The sequence below is a fragment of the Paucibacter sp. B2R-40 genome (assembly GCF_025717555.1).
Lineage (GTDB): Bacteria > Pseudomonadota > Gammaproteobacteria > Burkholderiales > Burkholderiaceae_C > Paucibacter_A.
In genome coordinates this window covers 79,162-105,334 of the sequence record NZ_JAJIRP010000009.1, presented here as the reverse complement: position 1 = coordinate 105,334, position 26,173 = coordinate 79,162, and the positions used below count along the sequence as shown (strand labels likewise).

Annotated in this window: 20 protein-coding genes; 13 read left to right on the top strand and 7 right to left on the bottom strand. The window is 62.9% G+C overall.

The genetic code is table 11. The annotated features are described in order from the left end of the window. Positions 1-112: 112 nt before the first annotated feature. Positions 113-700: an HD domain-containing protein gene (locus LNV09_RS18075; protein ID WP_263558467.1), complete on the bottom strand. Its 588-nt coding sequence runs from the start codon at positions 698-700 to the stop codon at positions 113-115. Between the two features lie 180 nt (positions 701-880). On the opposite strand from LNV09_RS18075, the gene LNV09_RS18070 reads away from it, so the two are divergent. Genes LNV09_RS18070 through LNV09_RS18060 form a run of 3 tightly spaced genes read left to right on the top strand, consistent with a single transcriptional unit; the run spans position 881 to position 2,637 of the window. After that, the gene (locus LNV09_RS18070; RefSeq protein ID WP_263558630.1) at positions 881-1,465 is read left to right on the top strand and encodes a cytochrome b; all 585 of its coding nucleotides are present in this window, start codon (positions 881-883) and stop codon (positions 1,463-1,465) included. Continuing rightward, positions 1,462-2,022, top strand: a complete 561-nt coding sequence (locus tag LNV09_RS18065) for a YceI family protein (protein WP_263558466.1) — start codon at positions 1,462-1,464, stop codon at positions 2,020-2,022. Before LNV09_RS18070 ends, LNV09_RS18065 begins: the two co-directional genes overlap by 4 nt. A gap of 45 nt (positions 2,023-2,067) precedes the next feature. Beyond that, positions 2,068-2,637: a YceI family protein gene (locus LNV09_RS18060; protein WP_263558465.1), complete on the top strand. Its 570-nt coding sequence runs from the start codon at positions 2,068-2,070 to the stop codon at positions 2,635-2,637. A 72-nt stretch (positions 2,638-2,709) separates the two neighbouring features. On the opposite strand, the gene LNV09_RS18055 is transcribed toward LNV09_RS18060, so the two are convergent. Then, positions 2,710-3,426 carry a PEP-CTERM sorting domain-containing protein gene (locus tag LNV09_RS18055; RefSeq protein ID WP_263558464.1) on the bottom strand — a complete coding sequence of 239 codons (717 nt, stop codon included), beginning with the start codon at positions 3,424-3,426 and terminating at the stop codon, positions 2,710-2,712. Positions 3,427-3,773: 347 nt separating this feature from the next. Between LNV09_RS18055 and LNV09_RS18050 the strand changes: the two genes are divergently transcribed. From LNV09_RS18050 to LNV09_RS18030, 5 genes are all read left to right on the top strand, one after another. Further along, positions 3,774-5,219, top strand: a complete 1,446-nt coding sequence (locus tag LNV09_RS18050; protein ID WP_263558463.1) for a sensor histidine kinase — start codon at positions 3,774-3,776, stop codon at positions 5,217-5,219. Beyond that, the gene (locus LNV09_RS18045) at positions 5,216-5,647 is read left to right on the top strand and encodes a hypothetical protein (RefSeq protein WP_263558462.1); all 432 of its coding nucleotides are present in this window, start codon (positions 5,216-5,218) and stop codon (positions 5,645-5,647) included. The genes LNV09_RS18050 and LNV09_RS18045 overlap by 4 nt, the downstream gene beginning before the upstream one ends. Continuing rightward, complete coding sequence (locus LNV09_RS18040; protein ID WP_263558461.1) at positions 5,644-6,528, top strand: LytR/AlgR family response regulator transcription factor; 885 nt, start codon at positions 5,644-5,646, stop codon at positions 6,526-6,528. The genes LNV09_RS18045 and LNV09_RS18040 overlap by 4 nt, the downstream gene beginning before the upstream one ends. 164 nt (positions 6,529-6,692) lie before the next feature. Beyond that, entirely contained in the window at positions 6,693-7,598 is a 906-nt protein-coding gene (locus LNV09_RS18035; protein WP_263558460.1) for an ABC transporter ATP-binding protein, read from the top strand. A gap of 11 nt (positions 7,599-7,609) precedes the next feature. Beyond that, positions 7,610-11,206, top strand: coding sequence for an ABC transporter permease/M1 family aminopeptidase (locus LNV09_RS18030; RefSeq protein ID WP_263558459.1), 3,597 nt, complete (start codon positions 7,610-7,612; stop codon positions 11,204-11,206). A gap of 73 nt (positions 11,207-11,279) precedes the next feature. On the opposite strand, the gene LNV09_RS18025 is transcribed toward LNV09_RS18030, so the two are convergent. The 3 genes from LNV09_RS18025 to LNV09_RS18015 form a co-directional block, all read right to left on the bottom strand. Beyond that, complete coding sequence (locus tag LNV09_RS18025) at positions 11,280-11,762, bottom strand: FKBP-type peptidyl-prolyl cis-trans isomerase (RefSeq protein ID WP_263558458.1); 483 nt, start codon at positions 11,760-11,762, stop codon at positions 11,280-11,282. Positions 11,763-11,806: 44 nt separating this feature from the next. Then, entirely contained in the window at positions 11,807-14,098 is a 2,292-nt protein-coding gene (locus LNV09_RS18020; protein ID WP_263558457.1) for a SulP family inorganic anion transporter, read from the bottom strand. A 202-nt stretch (positions 14,099-14,300) separates the two neighbouring features. Beyond that, the gene (locus LNV09_RS18015) at positions 14,301-16,379 is read right to left on the bottom strand and encodes an ATP-dependent helicase (protein WP_263558456.1); all 2,079 of its coding nucleotides are present in this window, start codon (positions 16,377-16,379) and stop codon (positions 14,301-14,303) included. 59 nt (positions 16,380-16,438) lie between these two features. Between LNV09_RS18015 and LNV09_RS18010 the strand changes: the two genes are divergently transcribed. Continuing rightward, positions 16,439-18,004: an alkaline phosphatase D family protein gene (locus LNV09_RS18010; protein WP_263558455.1), complete on the top strand. Its 1,566-nt coding sequence runs from the start codon at positions 16,439-16,441 to the stop codon at positions 18,002-18,004. 49 nt (positions 18,005-18,053) lie between these two features. Here LNV09_RS18010 and LNV09_RS18005 read toward each other — a convergent pair whose 3' ends face one another. Further along, positions 18,054-19,448, bottom strand: coding sequence for a serine/threonine-protein kinase (locus LNV09_RS18005; RefSeq protein WP_263558454.1), 1,395 nt, complete (start codon positions 19,446-19,448; stop codon positions 18,054-18,056). 235 nt (positions 19,449-19,683) lie between these two features. On the opposite strand from LNV09_RS18005, the gene LNV09_RS18000 reads away from it, so the two are divergent. The 4 genes from LNV09_RS18000 (at position 19,684) to LNV09_RS17985 (ending at position 24,368) form a co-directional block, all read left to right on the top strand. Beyond that, positions 19,684-20,718, top strand: a complete 1,035-nt coding sequence (locus LNV09_RS18000; RefSeq protein ID WP_263558453.1) for an AEC family transporter — start codon at positions 19,684-19,686, stop codon at positions 20,716-20,718. A 92-nt stretch (positions 20,719-20,810) separates the two neighbouring features. Beyond that, the gene (locus LNV09_RS17995) at positions 20,811-23,210 is read left to right on the top strand and encodes an alpha/beta hydrolase family protein (RefSeq protein ID WP_263558452.1); all 2,400 of its coding nucleotides are present in this window, start codon (positions 20,811-20,813) and stop codon (positions 23,208-23,210) included. 124 nt (positions 23,211-23,334) lie between these two features. Then, entirely contained in the window at positions 23,335-23,916 is a 582-nt protein-coding gene (locus LNV09_RS17990) for a DJ-1/PfpI family protein (RefSeq protein WP_263558451.1), read from the top strand. Between the two features lie 86 nt (positions 23,917-24,002). Next, the gene (locus LNV09_RS17985; RefSeq protein ID WP_263558450.1) at positions 24,003-24,368 is read left to right on the top strand and encodes a ribbon-helix-helix domain-containing protein; all 366 of its coding nucleotides are present in this window, start codon (positions 24,003-24,005) and stop codon (positions 24,366-24,368) included. Positions 24,369-24,505: 137 nt separating this feature from the next. On the opposite strand, the gene LNV09_RS17980 is transcribed toward LNV09_RS17985, so the two are convergent. Beyond that, complete coding sequence (locus LNV09_RS17980; RefSeq protein ID WP_263558449.1) at positions 24,506-25,798, bottom strand: M28 family metallopeptidase; 1,293 nt, start codon at positions 25,796-25,798, stop codon at positions 24,506-24,508. Between the last annotated feature and the right edge of the window lie 375 nt (positions 25,799-26,173).

Below are 26,173 nucleotides of genomic sequence, written 5' to 3'. Positions count from 1 at the left end.
CCCCTTCAACCAACACGCCGAGGTCCAGGCGGCGTATCGATCAGTGGCTAGTATCTGGCTTGCAGTGACAAATCGCTATCCCCCTCAAGTAGGATGCGCGCGCCTGCTACGTTCAGGCCAGTATGACCCGCGCCGGTTGGCGCGCTGCGCGCAACACGTCATCGAGCAGATTCAGGTAGTAGGCCAGCGGCGGCGTGCGCTTGCCCGGCTGTTTGGCCAAATCATCCCAGCGGCGCAGCTGCAAGGCGCGCGAGGACTGCGCTTGCGCCATGAAGAGCAGGCGCTCCTCGGCATTCATCCGCCCACCCTGCATGCCCAACGAATGCAGCGAAGCCGCCGACAGGCCCTCTGCATAGCGCTCATCGGTCGAAATCAAGTAACGCTTAGCCTGTACGTGCAAGCGGATCGGCTCCAGCACATCGGCCCCGAAGCCGCCGCAGGCCAGCATGCTGAGTGCGCGCAGCTCATGCTCATCGCTGTTCAAGCTCGCTTCGGCCGGCGCATCGATCAACTGCCCCAGGTCATGCAGCAGGGCCGCGGCCACCAAGGCGTTGTCGGCATAAGCCCATTCGGCCAGTTGCGCGCATTGCAAAGCATGCTCCAGCGCGGACACGCTTTCCCGCCGCTCCAAGCGCTGCCCGGTGTAAATCGATGCGCCCCTGCGCTCGAACAGCGCCTCGATCTTGCGTACCACGTCCATTGCGCTCACCCACGAAAAACAATATCGGCATCTTGCGCCGGGGGCGATGACCGCACCATGACAAAACCGTTAATTCGCAGTGAAGGTGAATGGTGCCTGCGGTGACCATTCAAAAACCATGAACAGTAAACACAAGGCTGCTGAACCATGGCCGCAGGTGCATCGCGCAAACTCCAGTTCATGCACAACAAGCTCACGCCCATCGCAGCTAACGCCAAGCCCCCGCGTTACAGCGCAGTCGCAATCGCGCTGCACTGGCTGCTCGCCATCGCCATCATCGGCGCCCTGGGCCTGGGCCTGTACATGAGCGACCTGCCTTTTTCGCCGAGCCGATTGAAGTTGTACAACTGGCACAAATGGGCCGGGGTGAGCATCTTGCTGCTGTCGGCGCTGCGACTGCTGTGGCGTCTCACACATCGACCGCCTGCGGACTTGCCTATGCCCGCGCTGCAAGCGCGGGCAGCCCATGTGACTCACGGCCTGCTCTACATCCTCTTCTTCGCTGTGCCTTTGGTCGGTTGGGCCTATAGCTCAGCGGCGGGTTTCCCCATCGTGTGGTTCGGCGTACTGCCCTTGCCGGATTTTGTGCCGGTCGACAAGGCGCTGGCGGCCAGCCTCAAGCTTGCTCACAAAGTGCTTGCCTATGGCTTGGCGGCGCTGATCTTGGCGCATCTGGGAGCCGCATTGAAACACCACTTCATCGACCGTGACGGCCTGCTTGACCGCATGTCGCCCTTCAAACCGAAATCCAAGTCAACGTCATGAAAAAACTCCTAACTCTTGGTTTACTCACCCTGGCCAGTCTGGCCGGCACCGCCAGAGCGGCCGACTTGTTGCCGGCTTTGAGTGAGCTCAACTTCACCAGTCGCCAAATGGGCGTGCCTGTGGACGGCCGTTTCAAGCGTTTTGATGCCAAGCTGAACTTTGACCCCAAAAAGCCCGAAGCTGGACAAGTCAGTTTCAATATCGAGTTGGCCAGTGTGAGCCTGGGCGCTGCGGAGCTGGAGTCTGAGTTAGCCAAAGCCCCCTGGTTTGACAGCAAGAAGTTGCCCTTGGCCAACTTTCAAAGCAGCTCCATCAAAGCCAAAGGCGGCAATCAGTTCGAGGTTGCCGGCAAGCTGACCATCAAAGGTCAAAGCCGCGACATTGTGGTGCCCATCCAGTTGGCCCAGGCCGGCAACATCACGGCGGCCAGCGGTGGCTTTGTACTCAAGCGACTCGAATTCAAGATCGGCGACGGCGAATGGGCCGACACCTCCTTGGTCGCCAACGAGGTGCAAGTGAAGTTCAAGCTCGCATTCAATGGCGTAGCGCCTCTCTAGGTTTTTTCCTTTTCTCAATTTTCCACACCCTGCGAGACCCCAACCATGAAACAGATTCTCTTGACCCTGACTCTGGCCGCCGCCGCCAGCCTTTGCCAAGCCGCCCCGGCCAGCTATGCCATCGACCCCAGCCACACCTTTGTGACCTACGAGATCACCCATTTCGGCACCTCGACCAACCGTGGTCGGTTTGACAAGAAGGAAGGCTCGGTGCAGTTTGACCGTGCCGCCAAGACTGGCCGCGTCGAAGTGAGCTTCGAGATCGCCTCGGCCAACACCGGCTTCGCGCCGATGAACACCCATTTGCTCAGCGCCGAACTGCTGAACGCCGAGAAGTTCCCGACCGCCAAGTTCGTCGGCGACAAATTCGTCTTCGACGGCGACAAGGTCAGCGAAGTCCAGGGCCAGCTGACCCTGATGGGCAAGACCAACCCGGTCACGCTCAAAGCCACTCACTTCAACTGCTATGACAGCCCCATGGTCAAGCGCGAAGTCTGCGGCGGCGACTTTGAAGCCACCATTGACCGCACCCAATGGGGTGTCGACTACGGTCTCGCCTGGGGCTTCCCCAAGAACGTCAAGCTGATCATTCAGGTCGAGGCGGTCAAACAATAAATAAAGACCGGCCCCACACCAAAAAAGCGACCCGAGGGTCGCTTTTTGCTTCTGGCTAACTCAGCGCGCCCATCACGCTTGCTTGCCGCCGCGCTGGCGTGCCAGCAGCAGGCCGGTCAAGCCAACCAGGGCCAAGGCCAGTGTTTGTGGCTCCGGCACCGCATTCACATTCACATCGCCATTCAAAGCAAAAGGCAATTCATGTGTCCTACGTGAACCGGCGTCCACGTGTGTAGCAAAAGCCCCACCCGTCGATTGGGCAGCATTGCCCGCGCGACTATCCGAGGTGTAGGGAACCCAAGGGCCTGTAAGCGAACCGTTGCCAGTCAATTTCCAACGAAGCCAATAGTGACCCTCGGTCAACAACTGGTCAGTGATATCGGCGTTCAAATCATAAATTGGGCGGGTGACATTCCCTTGGGCGTTGTTGGCCACGCGATAGCCGACCCTGCCGCCATCCGTCACCGTCGAATTGCCTGAGGCCACCACCGTGCCAGTATTCACATCATCCTTGACAATGCTCCAGAAGGCATTGCCAAAGGTAAAACCAGTTGCGCCGGTCTGATATGCGAAGAAGTCGATGCTGGTAACCGTCCAGCTCTGGCCGGCCGCGATCTCAAAGTCGTCCGCAACAGATACTGAACCGGAAGTAGCGAGACCGAATGACGAATCTGGTGCGACAAGGACCGATTTGCCATTGCTATTGACAACAGGTCCGTTAGTAAAAATAGCGCCTGCGTTGGCAAAGTTGCATGCCGCGGCTAAAACCAAAAAGAGTGTGCGATTCATGAATAGTTCTGTAGTTGAGTAAATAGCATCCGAAGCAGAACTTTGAGGCCCCTCACAAGCCGCTCTGCCTCGACCAGAATCATATTCACTAACCCCTGTTTTACACGCATCACTCCCCCGCAATCAGGGGGGATCTGCACTGACAAAGTGAATAGTGCCAGAGCTGGCGTCACATGGGCAGATAGAAGGCGCCCGATCCGAGAGCAAACCTAGATCGGCGCGTGCCGGCTGCCGACTGTCGCGTTTTGATGCAGTTCGGCGGCTTGCTGCTGCGCTGTATCGCCGGCCCGTCGCTTGGGCTTCAAGGCTTCAGTACAGTGCGGGGCATGGAACAAGGTCCTTCATCAATGAACAACGTCAAGCTGAGCCAGCCGCCGACGCTCTACCAACGCTGGCTAATTCTGTCCGCCGCGGTGCTGCGGGGCTTTCACACTTACGCAGGCTGGCTGGTCAGCATCAGTTGGAAGCGCTTCGTGGTCTTGGCCGTGGCGCTGATGATTGGCGTCAACATCCTGCAGGACCTGCCGCCCTTCACCTGGCGCATCAGTTCCACCATCACGCCGGATGAAGTGACCGAGCCCGCCGAACCCGAGACGCCGGCACCGCCCGAGCCCTCGGCCGCTGCGCGGCGCGCCGTCAAACCGTTGATCAAGTCCGACAAGCCGATTCATTACGAAATCACCATCGACGAAAACGGCGTGAAGGTGCAGCCGCGCAAGGCCAAGTCAGCTGCCTCGGCACCAGACGCCGCCGCTTCGTCTGCCGAGCCGGCTGAAGCTGACAGCACGGAGGTCGACCCTGACCTACCCTCCATCTCCATCAAGCTGCCCAAAGAGGCCAAGTCGGCCGAGGTCAAGCGGGCGATCGAGGAGGCGCAGTCGGGCATCGAGCAAGCTTTGGAAGCGGCCGCTGAAGCGGCCAAGACCACCGCCCATGAGGCTGCCACAGAAGCCCGCCGCGCCGCCCGCGAAGCGCAGCGCCAGCCGCGCCGCCACACCACGGTCGTGCATCTGGGCGACTTTCTGGTCAAACTGGCCTTCTTCTTTGTGCTGGGATCAGCGCTGATCAAAGTGACTTACAAGGGCCGCCTGCAGGCCGAAGTGAAAGCCGCGCAGGCGACCGAAACGGCCGAGGCCGAGTCACTCAAGCGCCAGGTGATCGAGGCCCGCATGGCCGCGATGCAGGCGCAGGTCGAGCCACATTTCCTCTTCAACACCTTGGCCTCGATCGACCATCTGATCGAAACCGACCCGCCACGCGCCTCGCAGATGCAGAAGAATCTGATTGCCTTGCTGCGCGCCTCGATGCCGACCATGCGTGAAGCCAATGCCAGCGGCGTGCGCGATCTCGGCCGCGAGTTGGCCGTCATCAAGCCCTACTTGGAGATTCTCAAGGTGCGCATGGAAGAGCGACTGCAGACCGACATCAATGTGCCCGAGGGCCTGCTGTCGGCCGAGTTCCCGCCGATGATGATTCAGAGTTTGGTCGAAAACGCGATCAAGCATGGCCTGGAGCCCAAGGCCGAGGGCGGCATGTTGACGGTCAAGGCCGAGATCAACCACGGCAAGCTGGCGGTGACCGTGGCCGACACCGGCCTGGGCTTTGGCCGCGCTGCCACCAGCGGCACCGGCGTGGGCCTGGCCAATATCCGCGAACGCTTGATGCTGCTGTACGGCGCCAAGGCCAGCGTCACCGTCAGCGAAAACCAGCCCAGCGGCACCAAGGTGACGATCACCGTGCCCTACCGCAGCCGCGGCCATGATTCTGATGACAAGCAAGGAGCTTCGATATGAAAACGACTTTCAAATGGCTGCTGGTGTTGAGTCTGGGCATTGCCCTGCTGGGGCTGCTGGCAGGCGGGGTCTTGTGGCAGGAGTTCATTGCCCAACCGGATGTCAGCATCAGCATCAATGGCGAAGACCTGGACATCAGCGGCCTGCAGGCCCTGCCCTGGTTCACCGGCGTCTTCGGCATCTTGGCCGGCGGCGTCGTCGTGTGCCTGGTGATTCCGCTGGTCTTGCTCTTCAGCGTGGGCTTTCCGCTGCTGTTGACGGTGCTGATCCTCGGCTTTGTGGCGCTGCTGATGCTCAGCCTTGGCGCCATGTTCTTCTCACCACTCATCATCTTGGGTTTGCTGCTCTGGCTGATGCTGCGCAACAAGCACCAAAAAACGCGAAGCCGTGCAAATCCACCGCAGCAACAAGCTAGCATTGCCCGATGAATTCACCCCAACATTCCGATACCCCGCGCGTGCGCGCCGTGCTGGCCGATGACGAGCGCCTGATGCGCGAGCAACTGCGTGCGCGCCTGAGCGAAGTCTGGCCCGATCTGGAGATCGTCGCCGAGGCTAAAAATGGTCTGGAGGCGGTCGAATTGGTGCGTCAGCACCGGCCCGACCTGGTCTTTCTGGACATCCGCATGCCGGGGCTGACCGGCGTCGACGCAGCACGCCAGATTGCCCAGATGGGCGGCGGCGATGATGTACCTGAGGGCGAAGACTGGCAGGTGCCCGAGATCGTTTTCATCACCGCCTATGACCAATATGCGGTCGAAGCCTTCGAGCAAGGCGTGGCCGACTATGTGCTCAAGCCCGCCGAACGTGAGCGTTTGGCCCTGACGGTGCAACGCATCAAGAAGCGTTTGGCGATGCGTGATGGAGCCGATAGCGCTGCTGCCGCCGGCCACGAAGATGAGGCCGGCGACGCCAAGGCAGCCGCACCCTTGCAACAGTTGCTGCACAAGCTCTCCGCCCAAATCAACCCCGCCTCTGCGCCCAAGTATCTGCAGTGGATTCAAGCCACCGTCGGCCAAGCGATCCAGATGATCCCGGTCGAAGATGTGTTGTTCTTCATCAGCGACGAAAAATACACGAGGGTGCAGACGGCGCGCGTCGAAGCCTTGATCCGCAAGCCGATCAAGGAGTTGGTGGACGAACTGGACCCGACGCTGTTCTGGCAGGTGCACCGCTCGACCCTGGTCAATGCCCGTGCCATCGACGGCATCACGCGTGACTTCCGTGGCCGCCAGATGGTCGGTGTCAAAGGCCTGAGCGAAAAGCTCGAGGTCAGCCGCAGCTATACGCATTTGTTCAAGGGCATGTAGCAAGCCCATTCGCTCAGTGCCCAGCTCCTTTGGCCCGTGTTGCAGCAAATGCAGCTCGGGCCAAATTTTTTGCAGTGTGTCGCATGGCCCTGGCGTCGTGAAGCCCTAGCTTGCAAACTGCCATCACTCTTTGCCTATCAGGCAATCCCCACGGACGCTCACCCATGCTGAAACTCTCCAATCTCACCCACACCTACCCCAACGGCACCAAGGCGCTGGACGACGTCAATCTTGAAATCCCCAAAGGCATGTTTGGGCTCTTGGGGCCGAACGGGGCAGGCAAGTCCTCCTTGATGCGCTGCATCGCGACGCTGCAAACGCCCAGCTCGGGCAGTATCCAGTTCGGTGCCATCGACGTGATCAAGCAGCCCGAAAAGCTGCGCGCCACGCTGGGCTACCTGCCGCAGGACTTCGGCGTCTACCCACGCGTGTCGGCCTATGACCTGCTCGACCATCTGGCCGTCCTGAAAGGCATTGCCCACAAGGGCGAGCGCAAAGACACCGTCGAGACCTTGCTGGCGCAAGTCAATTTGTGGGGCGTGCGCAAGAAGGCGGTGGCCGGCTACTCGGGCGGCATGCGCCAACGCTTCGGTGTCGCGCAAGCCTTGATCGGCAACCCCACGCTGGTCATCGTCGATGAGCCAACCGCCGGCCTCGATCCCGAGGAACGCAATCGCTTCAACAATCTGCTGGCCGAGATCGGCGAGAACGTGGTGGTGATTTTGTCCACCCATATCGTCGAAGACGTGGCCGATCTGTGCCCGCGCATGGCCATCATCAACAACGGCAAAATTGTGCAGACCGGCGCACCGCTGGAACTGAGCCGCGAGCTGCAGGGCCGGGTCTGGCGGCGCACCGTCGACAGTGCTTCGCTGCCGCGCTACCAGGTCGAACTGAACGTCATCTCGAACCGCCTGCGCGGCGGCCAGACCGTCATCCATGTGCTCGCCGACTCGACACCTGAGGCCGGCTTCGAGGCGGTCGAGGGCGACCTGGAGGACCTCTACTTCGCCACGCTGGTGCAAGCGCGCAAGGCAAGTGCACTGCCCACAGCGACTGCGTCGGCCTGAGGATTCAAGAAATGCTCAGCAACATCTTCGCCTTCGAGGCGCGCTATCAGCTGCGCTCGCCGCTGTTCCTGATCAGCTTTGTGATCTTCTTCCTGTTGAGCTTTGGCGCCATCGTCTCGACCGATATCCAGATCGGCGGGCCCAAAGGCAGCAGCAACCTGAACTCGCCCTACGCCATCCTGGAGATGATCGCCACCATGAACCTGATGGCGATCTTCATCGTCACCGCCTTTGTGGCCAATGTGGTGATCCGTGACGAGGAGTTCGGCTTCGCGTCCATCCTGCGCTCCACGCGGGTGAGCAAATTCGACTATCTGATCGGTCGCTTCTTGGGCGCGATGTTTGTGGCATTTTTGGTCACCACCGCCGTGCCCTTGGCCATTCTGATCGGCTCCATGATGCCTTGGCTGGACGCAGAGCAGTTAGGTCCCTTGGTGCTGAGCCACTACATCTTCGGCCAACTGGTGATGAGCGTGCCCACGTTGTTGGTGCTGGGCGCGGGCTTCTTCGCGCTGGCCACCATCACGCGCTCGATGATGTGGACCTATGTCGGCGCGGTCGCCTTCATAGTCTTGTTCGGCGCCTCGCGGGTCTTGCTGAAGGACCCCTCGCTGGACCTCGCCTCGGGCCTGGCCGACCCCTTCGCCATTGGCGCCCTGAACCGCGTGACCAAGTACTGGACCGCCGCCGACCGCAACACCCTGCTGCCGAGCTTGAGCGGCATGCTGCTCTACAACCGGCTGATCTGGTTGGGCGTGGCCGCCGCCCTGTTTGGCCTGGCCTACCGTTTATTCCGGTTCGAGACGCCTGCCAAAGCGGCTGCCAAGGCCGAAAAAATCGACAAGAGCGACGCGTTGCCGAGCCCTAAGCGCTTGGCCCAGCCTAGCCACGGCGGCAGCACCGCCTGGCAGCAACTGCGCGCGCTGACCCGCTTCGACATGCGCTTTGTGTTCAAGAGCCCTGCCTTTTTTGTGCTGCTGGCGATCGGCGTGCTGAACGCCTTGGTCGGTCTGCTCTTGACCACCTCGGAGCGCGGCGTCGCCTATTTGCCGGTAACAAGGGCGGTGGTGGATGCGCTGGAGGGCAGCTTTGGCATCATCCCGCTGCTGATTGCGATTTACTACGCGGGCGAGTTGGTCTGGCGTGACCGCGAGCGCCGCATGCATGAGATCGTGGACGCCAGCGCGGCGCCGAACTGGGCCTTTTTACTGCCCAAGGTGCTGGCCATCACCGGCGTCCTGCTGGCTTGCTACCTCACCGCCATGCTGACCGGCATCTTGTTCCAGCTGAGCCATGGCTTCACCCAGATTCAGCCGGCCGCATACTTGCTGTGGCTGGTGCTGCCGGGCTTGATTTCGGCCGCCTTGCTGGCCATTCTTTCGATCTTTGTGCAGGCGATGGTGCCGCATAAATTCGTCGGCTGGGCCGTGATGATGGTCTTGATGGTGCTGGGTATGGTGATGGGCAGCCTGGGGTTTGAGCACAAGCTCTACAGCTTTGCCGGCACGCCGGAGGTGCCGCTGTCCGATATGAACGAGATGGGCCGCTTCTGGATCGGCCGAGCCTGGCATCAAGCTTATTGGTTGGCTTTTGGCGCGATGCTCTTGGTGGCCACCCATCTGATGTGGCGGCGCGGCGTGGAAACCCGCATGCAGCCACGCCTGGCCCTTCTGCGCTCACGCCTGGCCGGCACGCCGGGTCTGCTTTTGGGCCTGGCCACTTTGGCTTGGGGTCTCAGCGGCGCCTATATCTACTACAACAGCAATGTGTTGAATGACTATGTCACCGGCCCCGAAGAAGAGCGGCTGCTGGCCGACTACGAGAAAACCTTGTGGGGCTTTGCCGAGCTGCCTCAGCCGACCATCACCGATGTCAAGTTCAAGGTCGATCTCTACCCCAGCCAAGCCCGCGCCGACATCGAGGGCCGCTACCAAATGGAGAACCGCAGCGGCAAGCCCATCAGCCAGGTGCATGTGCAATGGGCGCCGGGCCTGAAGGTGCAGGCGATGACGCTGGACGGCGCCGTGCTGGAGAAGGAGTACAAAGACTTGGCCCACCGCATCTACCGGCTCAAGACTCCGCTGCAAGCGGGCGACAAGCTGGGCCTCAGCTTTGCCGTGCGCATGGAGCAAGAGGGCTTCGTCAACAGCAAGCCGCAAACGCAAATCGTGCCCAATGGCAGCTTCATCAGCAACCAGCAGTTCGCGCCTATGCTGGGCGTGCCGCGCGGCCTGCTGCTGCAAGATCGGGCCAAACGCCGCAAGCATGGCCTGCCGCCCGAAATGCGCGTCGCCAAGCTCGAGGACAACAGCGCCAACGCGCATAACTATCTGCGCCATGACAGCGATCTGGTCAACGCAGAAATCACCCTGAGCACCGACGCCGACCAAACGCCGATAGCCCCCGGCATCACCATCAGCGACATCACAGCCCAGGGCCGCCGCACCATCGTCACACGCAGCGACGCGCCGACGGCCAACTTCTTCTCGATGCAATCGGCTCGCTACCAAAAAGCCAGTGACAGCTGGGTCGGCAAGGACGGCAAGGCCGTGGCGCTGCAGATCTACCACCATCCGGCCCATAACACCAATGTGCAGCGCATGTTCAATGCCATGAAAGCGTCCTTGGACCTGTACAGCGAGCAGTTTTCGCCTTACCAGTTCGGCCAGGCCCGCATCATGGAGTTCCCGGCGTACCAACGCTTTGCCCAGGCCTTTGCGGCCACCGTGCCCTACTCTGAAGCGATCGGCTTCATCCAGGACTTCAAGGACGCGGACAGCGAGGAGAAGGTCGACCTGGTCACCTTCGTCACCGCCCACGAGATGGCGCACCAATGGTGGGGCCACCAAATCAATGGCGCCGAAAAGCAAGGCATGACGCTGCTGAGCGAGTCCTTCGCCCAATACTCGGCGCTGCTGGTGATGGAAAAGCTCTATGGCAAGGCGCAGATCCGCAAGTTCCTGAAGTTCGAGCTGGACCGTTACCTGAGCGGACGTGCTGGTGAGGCGGTGGAAGAGCTGCCGCTGGCCCGCGTCGAGGACCAGGCCTATATCCATTACCGCAAAGGCGCGGTGGTGATGTATTCGCTCAAAGAGCTGATCGGCGAAGAAAAGGTCAACCGCGCGCTGCAAAAGCTTCTGGCCGAGTTCGCCTTCAAGGCCGCACCCTATGCCGACACGCGAGATTTTCTGCGTCTGCTGCGCGCCGAGGCTGGGCCCGAACATGAAGCCTTGATCGTCGACCTGTTCGAGAAAATCACATTGTTCGACCTGAAAGCCAGCGACGCCAAGGCCAGCAAGCGCGCCGACGGCAAGTTCGAAGTCACCTTTACTGTGGACGCCAAGAAGATGTATGCCGACGGCAAAGGCAAGGAAACCGAGAGCCCCTTGAACGAGGCCATGGACATCGGTGCCTTCAGCGCCGAGCCGGGCAAAAAAGGCTTCACACGGGACTCGGTGCTGTTGATGGAACGCAGGCCGCTGAAGTCGGGCAAGCAGCAGATCAGCTTGCTGCTTGACAAGGCCCCGACCTGGGTCGGCGTCGACCCCTACAACATGCGGATTGACCGCAACTCGGATGACAACTTGAGCAAGGTGGAGATGAACTAACGCGGCTCAGGCTTGCAAGAAAAAAGGCCCCGGACGGAAACGTTCGGGGCCTTCCTTTTGGTCCAAAGGGAAATCAGGGCGCGATGATGCCGAGCAATTCAACCTCGAACACCAATGGCGTGTTGGGAGGGATTTCGCCGCCACCGGCCCCGCGCTCGCCGTAGGCGATGGCGGAAGGGCAATGCAGACGCGCCTTGCCGCCGACCTGCATCAGTTGCACGCCCTCGGTCCAGCATTTGATGACGCGATTGAGCGGAAACTCGGCCGGCTCGCCGCGCTTGATCGAGCTGTCGAATTCACGTCCGTCCAAGAAACGACCGACGTAGTGCACGCGCACCTTGTCGGTGGCCGTCGGGTGCGGGCCTTTGCCCACGGTGAGGGGCTCGTAGCGCAGGCCGGAAGCGGTCGTTACCGATTGAGCAGCACTGGCGGCCGCAGCAGGTGCTGACGCCGCCGCAGCGGGAGCCGAAGCCGGCTTGGCCGGCTTCTTCGCGGTAGCGGCCGCAGCGCCGAAAGAAACGAGCAGGGCCAGCACGGCCAGTATTGACTTGGACATAGATTGGGTTTCCGGCAAAGCGAACATCATCGCAGGCTTGCAAGTCACTGCACCCCAGCGGCACTGCGCCAAGCGCCGGTCGCAACCCGCAAGCGCGTGGCCAGATGAAGCGCCATATTGCGGTAGAGCCGGCTGCACAGCAAAGGGTCAGCGGCGGCCATGGCGCTCAGCGCCTGCGGCGTGAGCAAGAAAACTTCCGCATCCTGGTCGGCCACGGCATCGGCGCTGCGGCCTTGCCCATCCAGCATCGCCAGCTCACCCAGCATCGTGCCGGCAGAAAAGCTCATAAAGCGTTGCCCGCTGCCACTCACAATGCTGATTGAACCGCGCGTTAGCATATAAACACCTTGGCCAGGGTCACCCTCCTTGAACAAGCGCTCGCCGGCCTTCAAACTCAGCGGCTGCAGGTAGGCCGTGGCGACGGCTTGCTGCGCGGCAGACAAGTCCCGCAACAAGCTGCATTGCGCCAGCGGCACGGCCCCGCCTAAGGCCTGCTCTTGGCCGGGGCCAAGGCTTGTCTGCAAGGCTTGCCGCTCGGCCGCTTCGAGCGCGTGATCCAGATCCAGATAGCACCGGCCTGAGATCGGGCCTGCATTTGGACCTGCATTAGGGGCAGCAGTAGCGGCGGCAGTAGCGGCGGCAGTGGCGGCAGCACTCGCTTCGGGCCAATAGTCCATCAACTGGCGGCGCAGCGGGCTGTTGTGAGGCCCCAGCCCTGCCAAGAGCAGCCGGCAACCCTTGCGCGCCAGTCCTACGTCGAGTTGCAGCAAGGCCATCGCAGCGGACTCGTCGATGGACAAGACCCGCTGCAAATCAACAATCAAGCAAGATGCGCCGACGGGCACATGCTGGGCTTCATCTTTCACGCGGTCGGCATTGCCAAAAAAGAGCGCGCCCTCCAACTCCACCGCCAGGATATGGGGCCGTACCGCACGCAATTGCTGCTCCACCTGTGGCGGATAGACACGCCGGCTGGGGCGCTGCTGCGCAGAAAAACGGCTGCGCACCAAGCTGCGATTCAGGCCGCGCAAGAACAACAGTATCGACAGCAACAAGCCCAGAATCACGCCTGCACCCGGCCCTTGCCACAGTGTCAACAGACAAACCAAACTCATGGTGAGAACGCCGTCCCGCCTGGCCGTGCCACCCGACTCGCTTGGGCTGCGCGGCCGGCCAAGTTGCCGCAGCAGTTGCTGGATCGAGCGGCGATCCAAGAGATTGAAGGCGACAGTCAACATCACACCGGCCAAGACGGCGCGCGGCAAATAGGCCAGCCACTCGCCGGCAAAGCCGACCAGCAAGGCCGAGCAAAGTACAGCTCCCATGGCGCCTACGCCGCCGCGCCCGCCAGCCATCTCGATGGCCACAGCACGGCTTCTGGAACGCGTCATCGGCAGAGCACCGACCAGGCCTCCGCCGATATTTGCCAGGCCCAAGGCCCAAAGCTCTCGGCTTTCATCACTTTGTTCACCGCTGCGTTGATCGGCGGCGCGCAAATTCAACAAAGACTCCAGGCTACCCACCATGGCCAGCAAAAGAGCCGTCAGGGCAATGGGCCGGGCGTGCTGGGCCAATAAGGAAAGGGTCGCCACGGGCTCGGCCCACAAGGCCAGCAAGCCCGGCAAATATTGCCCGGCCTCCAAGGCGTCTAGCGTGGCTCCGAGATTGAGCTCGGGCCATGTGGCGCTGGCCAGATGAAAACCCAGCAAGCCCAACATCATGCCCAGCAAAGCCGCCGGCCAACGCGGCGCGACCCAGCTCAGCACACCGACCAGGCCTGCCGTGGCCAAGCCCAGCAGCAAGGCGCCCATATGTGACTGGTGCAGCGCCTGCCAGGCGTGCCCAGGCCACAGCTCGGGGGCCACAGCCAGCAAGGCCGGCACTTGGGCCAGCAGCACCAGCACGGCAACCCCATTCATGAAACCGGCCAGCACCGGCTGCGGGACAAAGCGTGCCAGGCGCCCAAGCTTCAAAACCCCCATCAGCATTTGCAAAAAGCCCATACCGATGACGGCCGCACTCAAGACGGCCAACACGAGCGTCAAGGACATGGCACTGGCGCCCGCTTGCTCTTGCCGCAGCACCTGGCCGAGCAAGTAGGAAATGATCAGGGCCGTTGGTGAACTTGGGCCACCGGCCGCCATGCGGCTGCGGCTGAGGATGGAAAAAATAGTAGCGCTGACGATCACGCAGGCAAAGGCAGCGGGTACGCCCATCAAGGCCGCACGGCTGCCCAGGGGTGCCAGCGCCAGCACGCCCAGCGTCAGCACAATGGCCAGGCAAACGACCGCGCCGACCGCGCCACCTACAAAAGAGCGCAGCAAAGCGGGCAACAAGGCTGAAAATGAAGCGAGCTGGCGGCTCGCGGAGGCGAGGGGCGAAGTCAAAACGGCTGCGGTCGAGTGCAAACGGTAGGCATGACGGACAAGCTTGAGGATCTGAAAATATCACCAAGCACGGACGGAGTCTGAGGGCAAGACTTGACCCTGTTTCCGCTATGCCGTCAAGCCATGCAGGCGTTGCGCTTCAAGCCCTTGCTCAATTCGACCCTGGCTTGCCATCGGCCGCCTGCGCCGCGTTTGAGGCCGCTCCCTTGGCCGCAAAGGATTCGCGCAAGCGCTTGAGCTTCTCGCGTGGGTCTTCCTTGGTGCTGCCTTCATTCAGTCGCATCTCGGTGATGAAGCGACTCGGTATGCCCATCACCGTCTCGCGCGACTTCTTGCGCCGGCGCAGCGTGCCCACGGCCAGCGTGCTGCGCGCGCGCGTGATGCCGACATACATCAGCCGGCGCTCCTCCTCCAGGCGCTGTGCGGTCATTTCTTCATCGTCGGCCTTGAAGGGCAAGAGCCCCTCGTTGACGCTGGCCAGAAAGACATGCGGCCACTCCAAACCCTTGGACGCATGCAGCGTGGTCAGCGTGACCTGGTCTTGCTCCTCATTGCGCTCGGCCAAGGAGATGATGACGCTGATGGTCTGCGCGACCTGCAGCACGGTCTGCTTTTCGCTCTCGACGCTGGTGCCGCCGTCCTGCGTGACCTGGCCGCCACAGCGCTTGGCGACCCAGTCGATGAAGTCCAAGACATTGTTCCAGCGCGCGATCGCGACGTTCTCGTTGTCCTCGCTGCCCAGCAAATGTTCTTCGTAACCGATGTCCTTGACCCATTCCAGCAGCAAGGCCTTGGCCGGCTCGCTGCCCTCGGTGTGCTTGGCGCGGAATTCCAGATCGGTGATGTAGCGGCCGAACTCATGCAGCGAGCCCAGTGCCTTGGCACTCATCACCTCGCCAAGCGACTCGGCAAACAGCGCCTCGAACATGCTGCTCTTCCAGCGCCCCGCGAACTGGCTCAGCGAGCCCAGGGTCTGGTGGCCGATGCCGCGCTTGGGCGTGGTGATGGCGCGCAAAAAAGCCGGGTCATCATCCTGGTTGACCAGCAGGCGCAGCCAAGCACAGAGGTCCTTGATCTCGCTTTTATCGAAGAAGCTCTGACCACCCGAGACCTTGTAGGGGATCTCGGCCTTGCGCAGCGCTTTCTCGAAACTGCGGGCCTGATGGTTGGCGCGGTAAAGAATGGCGAAGTCGGCAAAATGCTGGGCCTTGCCCTCCGCGCGCAAGGCTTGGATGCGCTGCACCGCACGCTCGGCCTCATGTTCCTCGCCGTCTGACTCGACCAGCGAGACCGGATCGCCATCGCCGAACTCGCTCCACAGCTTTTTCTCGAAGATCTTCGGGTTGACCGCGATGACGTTGTTGGCGGCGCGCAGGATGGCGCCGGTCGAGCGGTAGTTCTGCTCCAGCGGAATCACCTTCAGGCGCGGGTAATCGACCGGCAGACGCTTGAGGTTTTCAATCGTCGCGCCGCGCCAGCCATAAATGCTCTGGTCATCGTCACCCACCGCCGTGAACATCGCGCGCGGGCCGACCAAGGCCCTGAGCAGGTCGTACTGCACCGCATTGGTGTCCTGATATTCGTCGACCAGGATGTAGCGCAGCTGATCCTGCCAGCGGCCGCGCGCCTCGGCATGCTCGCTCAGCAAGCGCAACGGCAGGCTGATCAGGTCGTCGAAGTCAACCGCCTGATAAGCCGCCAGCCGTTCTTGATAGCGTTCCATCACGATGGCTGCGGCCCGCTCATGCTCGTCTTTGGCCATGGCCAGCGCCTGCTTGGCCGTCAAGCCCTGGTTCTTCCAGCCCGAAATCGTCCACTGATAGGCCTTGGCCTGGTTGGCATCCAGGGTGCCGCCGGCGTCGCGCAGCACGCCCTGCACATCATCGCTGTCGAGAATCGAGAACTGCTCCTTCAGCCCGACCAGCGGCCCCTCGCGGCGCAGGATGCGCACGCCCAAGGAGTGAAAGGTCGAGATACCCAGGTCCTTGGCGGCGCGCGCGCCGATCAGGCTCTTGGCCCGCTCGCGCATTTCCTGCGCGGCCTTGTTGGTGAAGGTGATGGCGCCGATGTGCTTGGCCGCGTAACCGGCCTGCAGCAGGCGCGCGATTTTTTGCGTGATCACGCTGGTCTTGCCCGAGCCCGCACCGGCAATCACCAGGCAGGGGCCGTCCAGATGGTGGACGGCTTCGAGCTGGGCGGGATTGAGGGTGGTGGCGGGTTTGGCGGACATGGCTTTGAGCGGGGGGCAGCCCAGCATGATAGCCATGCGGGGACGCTATGCTGTCGGCCATGAGCCTCATCACCACGCCAGACTCCCGTCGCCGCAGCTTGTTGCAAGCCTCCATTGCCGCCGCCAGCGCGCCGCTCTTCATCCGCCACGCCTTTGCTGCCGACAGCGCCGACGCGGTCGATCGCTTCGCACTGGGCCTGGCCTCGGGCTGCCCGCGCCCGAACGGTCTGGTCTTGTGGACCCGCCTGAGCGGTGCTGATTTGCCAGTAAAAGCCGAGGTGCGCTGGGAATTGGCCGAGGACGAGGCCTTCAGCCGGATTGCGGCACGCGGCGTTGAACAGGCCGTCGCTGAAGATGCGCACAGCGTCCATGCGGAGGCGGCCGGCCTCAAACCAGATCGCTGGTACTGGTACCGCTTCGAGGCCCTGGGCGCTCGCAGCATGGTCGGCCGAACACGCACAGCGCCTGCGGCTGAGGCCGATGTCAGTCAACTGCGCTTCGCTATCGCCTCTTGCCAGCGCTGGGACCATGGCCGATATGCGGCTTGGGCCGACATGGCCAAGCAGGAACTCGACGTCGTACTCTTCCTGGGCGACTACATCTACGAATACGGCGCCGTCGCTAACGCCTCGGCCAGCGGCACCGCGCCGCGCGTACACCTGGGCGGCCTGTGCCGCACATTGCCCGAGTACCGTCAGCGTTATGCCCAGTACAAGAGCGACCCGGCCCTGCAGGCGATGCATGCGCGCGCACCCTGGATCATCACCTGGGATGACCATGAGGTGGACAACGACTGGGCCGGCGACAGCTCCCAAGGCCTGGAGCCCGATTTCCCGGCGCGCCGTGTAGCCTCGGCCAAGGCCTATTGGGAACATATGCCGTTTCCGAAAGCTATGCGGCCCAACGGGCACGAGATTCGCATTCACGAGCGCTATGACTGGGGCACATTGGCTCGCATCATGACCTTGGACTGCCGCCAATACCGTGACCCCCAGGTCTGCCCGAAGCCCGGGCGCGGCGGCTCCAACACCTTGTCGATCAAGGATTGCCCGGCCTTTTTAGACCCCCAGCGCACGCTGCTGGGCCTGCCACAAGAGCGTTGGCTGGCACAAAGTTGGGACGCGGCGCGGCCCTGGAACCTGCTGGCGCAATCGACCTTGATGGCGCAGATGAACTGGCAAGAAAACCCCGCCGAGCCGAGGGTGCACTGGACCGACGGCTGGGACGGCTACCCCGCCGCGCGCACACGCCTATTGCAAGCTTTGGCCGATAAAAAATTAGCCAACGCGGTGGTGCTGGGCGGCGATGTGCATGCCAACTATGTGGCCGACCTGAAGCTGGACTTCAATGAGGCCAAGAGCCCCATCGTGGCAACCGAGTTCTGCGGCACCTCGATCACCAGCCAGGGCCTGGATCAGCAGCGGATTGACCGCGCCCTGCCGCACAACCGGCATATCCGCTACGGCCGCAGCGATCAGCATGGCTATATGAGCTTTGACTTGCGGGCCGGGCAGTTGGTGGCCGAGTTGCGCACTGTCAGCGAACTCTGGGACGCCCACAGTGCGGTCGATGTGTCGGCCCGCTTTGTGGTGGAGGCCGGCCGGGCGGGCGCTCGCCCGGCTTAGAACTGATCCGCCCGGGCCGACGCCCGAGCAGTTCAGCTGCGCGGGCCGCCTATTCGCCGGCGTCGCTCTGAGCCGACAAGGCTGCCGCAGAGGCAGGCGCGTCCGGCATCGGCATCGTCATGGGTGCAGCGGTCTGAGCGCGCATTCGCAGGGGAGCACGCGCTGGCTCGGCCTTTGCAGGCAAGTTCGAGGCCAGCACTCTTCCATTGACTTGCGTCGGGGCGGCTTCCACGGCCTCGGCGAGTTCGATGCTGACGGCTTGGGTCGGCAAAACAGCTGGAGATTGGTTTGCTGCGGCCGCGTCGTTTGCCTTGGGTCGCGCCACGGCAGCCGCCACGCGGCCCCCGGACGTTCGTTCGGCGGCAGTTGGAGGCGATGCGACCACGGCCACAAACTGAGGCCAAAACTGTCGCCCTTGCCAGGCAGCAGCCGACAGCACCGCCACAGCCGCCAAGGCCAAACCGACCCAAACTGAGCGTCGATTCGCGCCGGCCGGGCCCGGCCAGGCGGGCACGGCGGATTCATAGGCGATTGCACCACTCGAGGCGGTGATGGGCATCGGCGTCAGGGCCAAGGCCGAATGATCCTCCCCCGCCAACCAAGCGCGCAAGTCCTCGGCCAAGGCTTCAACGCCGGCATAGCGCCGCGCAGCATTTGGCGCCACCGCCTTGCGCAACAAAGCATCCAGGCTGAAGCGCTCCAAGGCACTCAGACCCGGCCAAGAGGCCGCCGCAGAGAGGGTGTCGGTGTCCTTCTCACTGGGCACGCGGCCGTCCACCAACAGGCATAGCAATACACCCAGGCCGAAGACTTCGCTGGCGAAGCTTGGCGGCTCGCCGGCGATGGATTCAGGGCTGGCAAATCCTGGCGCCGAGGCCAGGCTCAGCCCCCGCTCGAAGGGGTCAGCGGGATCGGGCATGCGTAACAAACCCATGCCCATCAGCTTGAGTTGGGCCTCACTGCCGCCCACCCACAACAAAGACGGGTCAATCTCGCCCAGCAACCAGCCCTGCTGATGCGCATAACGCAGGGCCTCGCAGAGTTCCACCACCAGTTGCAGCCGAGCGCGCAGCGGCAGGCTGGAGCAGGCGCGCACGATGGGTTGCCCCTCGGTGGCGTCAAAAATCAGATAGGGCTGGCCCTCAGGCGTGATGCCGCTGTCGGTCGGGACATTGATGACCGGGTGCGCCAGAGCGCCCAAATCACTGACCTGATCGCCAAAGCGCAGCATGATGCCGGCCGAGCGTTCACAGCGCGGCAAGACCAGCACATTGCAGAATCGGTCGGCGGCCAACGCGTGCCGAGCGCGATACCACTGGCCCGACTGACTGCCGGCTATTGGATTGCGGCCATGCAAGGCGGCGCCCAAGCGCCAGACGCCCAGCACCGCGCCTTCGCGCATCAAAGCTTGGGGCGATGGGGGGGGGAGAGTGAGTTCAGGCATTCGCATAAGGGTTTGTGCCGGGATCGTAGTTGACGCCCCGGTCTTTGCGCCCCGCCCGCGCCCCCGCAAACCGGGGGTCAGCGCGCAATCGCTCACAGTCCATGCGCATTTGTAGGCGTTTTGGGACAGGGGTTGCGATGTGTCGGCGCACCACCCGAGCCGCCAAGCCGCTCCTTGCGGCGAGCCGTCGGCGTTCAGCCGCCAGCAAGGCAGGCTTGCGATACTGCCCATTCCCATGCCCGCCCTACTCGCCATATTCGCCATCACCCTGCCCTTTTTTGTGCTGATCCTGTGCGGCTATCTGGCCGCACAGCGCGGCCTGCTGGCGCAAGCAGCGATCCCTGGTTTGAACGGCTTTGTGCTGTTCTTCGCCCTGCCTTGCCTGCTGTTTCGCTTTGGCCTGAACACGCCGCTGGCGGTGCTGCTCAGCCCCGCCGTACTGGCGGTCTACATACCCTCGGCGCTGATCATGGTGGCGCTGACGATTCGCTTGACCCTGTCCGAGCAGCTGCCTCTTAGGGACGCGGCGTTTGGTGCGCTGGTGGCCGCCTTCCCCAACACCGGCTTCATGGGCGTGCCGCTGCTGGTGGCGTTGATGGGTGCGGCCGCAGCCGGGCCTGTCATCTGCACGATCTTGGTCGATCTGTTGCTGACCAGTTCCCTGTGCATTGCGCTGGCAAGCGGGAAGCCAAGCGCTAGGGCAAGCGCTAAGGCAAACGGCAATACGAACCAGCATAAGGGCGAGCCGGGCAAGCCCCAGGCCGCATTGCTGCAGGCTTTGAGAGGCGCCCTCTCCAACCCCTTGCCCTGGGCCATTGCCTTGGGCCTGAGCGTCGCCGGCTTGGGCTTGAATTTGCCGGGGCCGCTGATGACGGTGATCAGCATGCTGGCCGACGCCGCCTCGCCGGTGGCTTTGTTCACCATCGGCGCGGTCTTGTGGCGGGCCGGCCGGCATGCGCACAGCCGCACGCCGGCCGCGCAATATCTGCCGGTGGCGCTGCTCAAGCTGCTGCTGCACCCGAGCCTGGTGTTTGGTCTGGGTTGGCTGGCGCAGACCTGGGGTGCGGCCTTGACTGACTATCAGCTGACGGTGCTGACCTTGGCTGCCGCCCTGCCCAGCGCCAGCAATGTGTCCCTGCTGGCGGAGCGTTACGGCGCCGACAACGGCCGCGTGGCCCGCATCATCATGGCATCAACGATGCTGGCCTTTCTGAGCTTCTCGGCGCTGGCCTGGCTGCTGAGCGCCGGCAGCCAGAACGTCCCAATCTGATACGCTTTGCCGCCATGTTGTCGGAACTCCTCGTCTTGCTGCCTCGATTCAACCGCCTCGCCCACCTTGCCCTGCTCGGCCTTGGCCTCGGCATGAGCACCCTCGTTGCGGTCGCCGCAGCGCAGCAGACCATCTACCAGCAGCCTTCGCCGACGGTGCGCGAGTTGCTGGACGCACCGGCATTGCCCAAACATCTGGTCTCTCCAAACAAGCAGCATTTGGCGCTGTTGGAGTTGCGCCGTTTCAGCAGCCTGGCCGAGCTGGCCCGCCCGACCCTCAAGCTGGCCGGCCTGCGCTTTGACGAAGCCAGTGGCCTGCCCAGCCAGACCGCCGCGACTGGCGCCATCGCTCGCCTGCGCCTGCGCCCACTGCTCAATCCGCAAGCCCCGGAGCAAAACATTGATTTGAGCGCTCTCAGCGCAGGAGGAAAAAGCTTCTTCCACAGCTTCAGTTGGGCGCCAGATGGCCAGCGGTTTTTGCTTGAGCGCCGCACCGACAAAGCCAACGAGTTGTGGGTCGGCAATGCTGTCAGCGGCGAGCTGCGCCAAGTCAATGGGCTGCGATTGAACAACGCCCTGGCGCAAGGTGAAATCGCCTGGTTGAATGCGTCTGAGTTGGTGCTGCTGGCCCAGGTCGAGCGGCGCGCAGCCGCTCCAAAGCAGCCCAGCGTGCCGAATGCACCCTTGATTCGCGAGACCGCAGGCCGAGCTTCGCCAGAGCGCACCCATGCCGACCTGCTGCAGACTCCACATGACGAGCGCCTGCTTGAACATCACGCCTTGTCGCAACTGACCCGCGTCGATCTGCGCAGCTTGCAAATCAAGCGGCTCGGCGCGCCCGCCATGTTCTTCAGCGTTTCAAGCCTGGGCGAAGATGAGGCCTTGTTGACCGAGCGCATCACCCGCCCTTTCAGCTACAGCCTGACCTGGGAGGACTTCCCCCAGGTCGTGGAAGTGCGCCGACCTGATGGCGTGGTGCTGCGCGAGGTGGCCCGCCTGCCGCTCAAACGCGGCGTGGCAATCAACGGGGTGCTGCCGGGGCCGCGGCTGTTTTACGCCTCGCCGAACAAGGATGCGGCCGTCTACTGGGTCGAGGCGCTGGACGGCGGCAACCCCAACAACCGGGCCGCCCACCGCGACCGCTTGATGCGCCTGGACGCGCCCTACACGGGCGAGGCGCAAGAGTTGCTACGCCTGCCGCAACGTTTCAACAGCCTGCGCTTTGTAGACGACGGCCAACATGCCTTGGTCAGCGAGGACGATGGCTTGCGCGCCTGGACCCGCAGCTACCTGCTGGCGCTGCGCGGCGGCAGCATACGCACCGTGTTTGACCATTCCCAGCGCGAGCGCTACCGCCACCCCGGCAGCCCGATGATGCGCATGTCCGCAGGCGGCCACCTGCTGGCGCAAACCTATGGCGGCGGCTTGCTGCTGCAAGGCGCCGGCGCCAGCCCCAAGGGCGACCGCCCGTTCTTGGACCGCCTCTCGCTGCAGGACGGCAGCGTGCAGCGCCTGTTCCAGTCCGGCGAAGCCGTCTACGCCCAACCGCTTGAGATACTGGGTGACGGTCGCCTGCTGAGCCTGCAAGAAAGCACCAACCAGCCGCCCAGCTTGCATGTGCAAGTACTGAATCAACCGGGGGCAACTTCGCTGGCCTTGACCAAGGCCCGCCCACCGCACCCGCTGATGCGCAAGATCCGCCGCGAACTGATCAGCTTCAAACGTGCCGATGGTGTCGATATGTCCTTCTGGATGTATCTGCCGCCCGACTACAAGGAGGGCGAAGCCCGGGCCACCTTGGTCTGGGCCTACCCGCTTGAGTTCAATGATGCGGCGCTGGCCGGCCAACTCAGCGGCTCCACCAATCGCTACCCGAATTTCAGCGGACTCAGCCCCTTGATGCTGGTGCTGGACGGCTATGTGGTGCTGATGGACGCCACCATGCCCATCGTCGGCGATGCCAAATCCGTCAATGACGATTTCATCGAACAAATCACCTTGAGCGCAAAGGCCATCATCGACAAGGCCGAGGATCTGGGCGTCACCGACCCCAAGCGAGTGGCCATCGGTGGCCACAGCTATGGCGCCTTCATGGCCGTCAATCTGCTCGCCCATACCGACCTCTTCAAGGCCGGCATCGCGCGCAGCGGCGCCTACAACCGCACGCTGACACCGTTCGGCTTTCAAAGCGAGCGGCGCTCGCTCTGGGAGGCTCGTGACATCTACCTGAAGCTATCACCCTTCTTGTATGTCAACCAGATCAAGGAGCCTCTGCTGTTGATTCACGGCGATGTCGATGACCGCGCCGGCACCATGCCGATGCAGTCCGAGCGGCTCTACCAAGCGCTCTCCGGCACCGGCGGCACCGCACGTTACGTACTGCTGCCCTTGGAGGCGCATGGCTACACCGCCCGCGAGTCGGTCGGCCATGTGCAGTGGGAAATGCGCCAATGGCTGCGCGCCCATCTGGGCGACCCCAAGGACATGCGCTGAAGTTTGCTCGGCTCGGCTCGCGCTGCTTCCCAAGCGCTGGCATCCGCATGTAGTAGCCGGCTAACACCCCGGGCTGAGTTTCCTTGCCAACAATCCACTCCTCATGCAACCCGAGGAGTGAACCATGGCGGCGAAGAAGATCTTGATGATTTGCGGCGACTATTGCGAAGACTACGAAACCATGGTGCCGTTCCAGACCCTGCTGGCCGTCGGCCACAGCGTGCACGCCGTCTGCCCGGACAAAAAAGCCGGCGAGCAGATCAAGACAGCGATCCATGATTTCGAAGGCGCGCAAACCTATAGCGAAAAGCCCGGCCACAATTTCACGCTCAACGCCAGCTTTGCCGACATCGATATCAGCAGCTATGACGCCTTGCTGATCCCCGGCGGCCGCGGCCCCGAGTACCTGCGCACCTTTCCCGCCGTGATCTCGATGGTGAAACATTTCTTTGAGGCCAACAAGCCGGTCGCCGCCGTCTGCCACGGCGCGCAACTGCTGGCCGGCGCCGGCGTACTCAAGGGTCGCACTTGTTCGGCCTACCCCGCCTGCCGGATGGAAGTCGAGATCGCGGGCGGCCATTTTGCCGAGATCGCCATCGACGCCGCCATTACCGACGGCAACTTGGTCACGGCGCCGGCCTGGCCCGCCCATCCCGCTTGGATGGCGCAGTTCTTGACGCTGCTGGGCACCCAAATCAGCCTCTGAGCTGCGGCCTGTGGTCGCCAGCTGAAGCCAGTTGACGCTGCCCCGAGCGGCCCCGATGATGCAGGGCCGCTTTATTGGGAGTCAAGATGTGCCAGGTTTTTATCAGTGCCGACCCGGCGCTCTATGCCAGCCGCGCCCGCTCGGTGCGCTTGCATGGCGTCACGACCAGCATCAAGTTGGAAAACCTGTTCTGGCAGGTGCTGGGCGAGATCGCGCAGCGCGACGGTATGGGCGTGCCGCAGCTGTGCGCCAAGCTGTATGACGAGTTGGTGGCCGAGCGCGGCACGGTCGACAACTTTGCCTCCTTCTTGCGCGTCTGTTGCGGGCGCTATCTGGCGCTGCAGCTCTGCGGCGCTATTCCCCGCGACGCGGCAATTTCAATCGCCAGCCTGAACACTCAACAAGTGCTGGCGGCGGGCAGCCAGAGCCGTCCATGGGTCAACGCTGCCTGATGCCTAGTGCCTAATGCCTAGTGCTTAATACCTAGGGCCGAAGCGCCGGCTGGCCAGCTGCCGGCCATCGACCGGGGCTTGGCCTAGGCCGCATGGCTTCGAGCCGAGCTCCCCGCTGCCTCAGCCGGCAGGAACTTTCATTGCTGCAGCTTGGCGCCACTCAACTGCGCGACCGCCGCCAAGGTGGTTTGGGCTGCATTGAGCCCCAGCAAAAAATCCTTGTCCGAAAAGGCCGAGTAGAGGTCGGTCGGCTGGTGCCAATGCGGGTTCCAGCCCGCGCCGATCTGCATGCCGCGCTCGTTCTCGCGCAGCGAGATCGCCGGCACCCAGTCCATGAACGGGGTTGAATCGGTATTGGTCATGTGAAAGCCGACAGCGGCCGGGTAATGGCTGGCGTACTTGTCGTTGGCCGCGCGGAAGGCCCAGGCCAGCGCGGCGGCACCGTCCGCATACTTTGAGGCCGATTGGTACTCGATATTGACATCCGCTTCGGCGCGCTGATCCTTGGGCGGCGCAAACACCGTCTTGCCCTTGGCATCCACTTGGGCCACCGGCATGCCATGGTCGAACAACATCATGTCGTGCTGGATCATGCCCAGCCATTTCGGTTCCGGATACCGGCCCGAGCCCTTGGGCGACTCGATGCCTTGCAGCTCCTTTCGCTGAGCCACATAGGCCGATGCACCTTGCAGGCCGGTCTCTTCGTTGTTCCACAGCACAAAGCGGATCGAGCGCTCGGTCGCTACGCCGGGTTGGCTGAAGATGCGCGCCAACTCCATCACCAAGGCGGTGCCCGAACCATCATCATTGGCCGCTTCGCCCCAGCCAATGCCGTCCATATGCGCGCCAACGATGTACATCTCGTCGGGGCGGGTGGCGCCGACCTTGGTGCAATAGACGTTCTCGCGCAGCGAGGTGCCCACCGGCGTGGGTTCCGCATTGAGTGCGCGCAGGCGCTCATCGGGCTGTGCCATGGGATCGGTATTCACGCCGGTAGGGGCGCGCTGCCCGAACAAGGTGCTGCCGCCCTGCCCTGCGGGGCCGCCGGCACGCGCGGGTTGGGGTGCGGCGGGCGTGCGCCTAGCGGGCTCGGTGTACTGATATTGCAGCCGCTCCGTATTGCTGCAGCCATAAGACTTGAGCTGGGCCTCGATCCAGTCCAAGGCCTTGCGGTTGCGCTCGGTGCCCTGGCGGCGGTCGCCAAACTGCGTGAGTCCCTTGATGGTGGCCTTGTACTTCTCCAGATCGAGTTGGCTGACCAGCGCGGCAACCGGGTCCACCTGGGCTGACTGCGGGGCAGGCTGAGCCGCCGGCTGATTTTGTGCGAGGGCCAGTGAGCCGGCGCCAGCGAGTACAAAAAAGACCAGCCCGGCGAGGCCAGCGCCCCGATAGCGAGGCGTGGCGACAGCAGCAATGGCTTGGATGTTCATAGGAGCTCGGGCTGGTTGAGGCCAAGACATTTGGCCACTTGGTTAGGTTTATACCGGCTATTTCTGGGCTGTTGCGCTGAAACTGTTGCGCCGAGCCCCGGCAGAGGTCTCTCAGCGTGGGTACTCCTTGCGCTGCCTGGCAGGCTCGGCCGCAAGGACTGCTTGCAAAATCGGCCCTCGGAGCTGCAAAAGTAGCCCCAGGCGCACCCAAAGGTCAGCCGCATTGCCGACGGCGTGCCGAGCAGGGAAATCATGTCGACCTGAATAGAACACTGCGGTCCGAGCGCGACTCACACCCCAAGTTCATCGCACCCGCCGTTACCAAGGCAGGCAAGGGCATCCTGTGACAGAGGCGAGAACAGGTGCGAGAACAGG

Bases quoted from the DNA above. Each gene is read 5' to 3' on its own strand.
- LNV09_RS18005 (WP_263558454.1), bottom strand. From the start codon at position 19,448: ATGCCTGAACTCACTCTCCCCCCCCCATCGCCCCAAGCTTTGATGCGC.
- LNV09_RS18075 (WP_263558467.1), bottom strand. From the start codon at position 700: ATGGACGTGGTACGCAAGATCGAGGCGCTGTTCGAGCGCAGGGGCGCA.
- LNV09_RS18025 (WP_263558458.1), bottom strand. From the start codon at position 11,762: ATGTCCAAGTCAATACTGGCCGTGCTGGCCCTGCTCGTTTCTTTCGGC.
- LNV09_RS17995 (WP_263558452.1), top strand. From the start codon at position 20,811: ATGAGCACCCTCGTTGCGGTCGCCGCAGCGCAGCAGACCATCTACCAG.
- LNV09_RS18060 (WP_263558465.1), top strand. From the start codon at position 2,068: ATGAAACAGATTCTCTTGACCCTGACTCTGGCCGCCGCCGCCAGCCTT.
- LNV09_RS18000 (WP_263558453.1), top strand. From the start codon at position 19,684: ATGCCCGCCCTACTCGCCATATTCGCCATCACCCTGCCCTTTTTTGTG.
- LNV09_RS18065 (WP_263558466.1), top strand. From the start codon at position 1,462: ATGAAAAAACTCCTAACTCTTGGTTTACTCACCCTGGCCAGTCTGGCC.
- LNV09_RS17985 (WP_263558450.1), top strand. From the start codon at position 24,003: ATGTGCCAGGTTTTTATCAGTGCCGACCCGGCGCTCTATGCCAGCCGC.
- LNV09_RS18010 (WP_263558455.1), top strand. From the start codon at position 16,439: ATGAGCCTCATCACCACGCCAGACTCCCGTCGCCGCAGCTTGTTGCAA.
- LNV09_RS18040 (WP_263558461.1), top strand. From the start codon at position 5,644: ATGAATTCACCCCAACATTCCGATACCCCGCGCGTGCGCGCCGTGCTG.
- LNV09_RS17980 (WP_263558449.1), bottom strand. From the start codon at position 25,798: ATGAACATCCAAGCCATTGCTGCTGTCGCCACGCCTCGCTATCGGGGC.
- LNV09_RS18030 (WP_263558459.1), top strand. From the start codon at position 7,610: ATGCTCAGCAACATCTTCGCCTTCGAGGCGCGCTATCAGCTGCGCTCG.
- LNV09_RS18070 (WP_263558630.1), top strand. From the start codon at position 881: ATGCACAACAAGCTCACGCCCATCGCAGCTAACGCCAAGCCCCCGCGT.
- LNV09_RS17990 (WP_263558451.1), top strand. From the start codon at position 23,335: ATGGCGGCGAAGAAGATCTTGATGATTTGCGGCGACTATTGCGAAGAC.
- LNV09_RS18045 (WP_263558462.1), top strand. From the start codon at position 5,216: ATGAAAACGACTTTCAAATGGCTGCTGGTGTTGAGTCTGGGCATTGCC.
- LNV09_RS18035 (WP_263558460.1), top strand. From the start codon at position 6,693: ATGCTGAAACTCTCCAATCTCACCCACACCTACCCCAACGGCACCAAG.
- LNV09_RS18015 (WP_263558456.1), bottom strand. From the start codon at position 16,379: ATGTCCGCCAAACCCGCCACCACCCTCAATCCCGCCCAGCTCGAAGCC.
- LNV09_RS18055 (WP_263558464.1), bottom strand. From the start codon at position 3,426: ATGAATCGCACACTCTTTTTGGTTTTAGCCGCGGCATGCAACTTTGCC.
- LNV09_RS18050 (WP_263558463.1), top strand. From the start codon at position 3,774: ATGAACAACGTCAAGCTGAGCCAGCCGCCGACGCTCTACCAACGCTGG.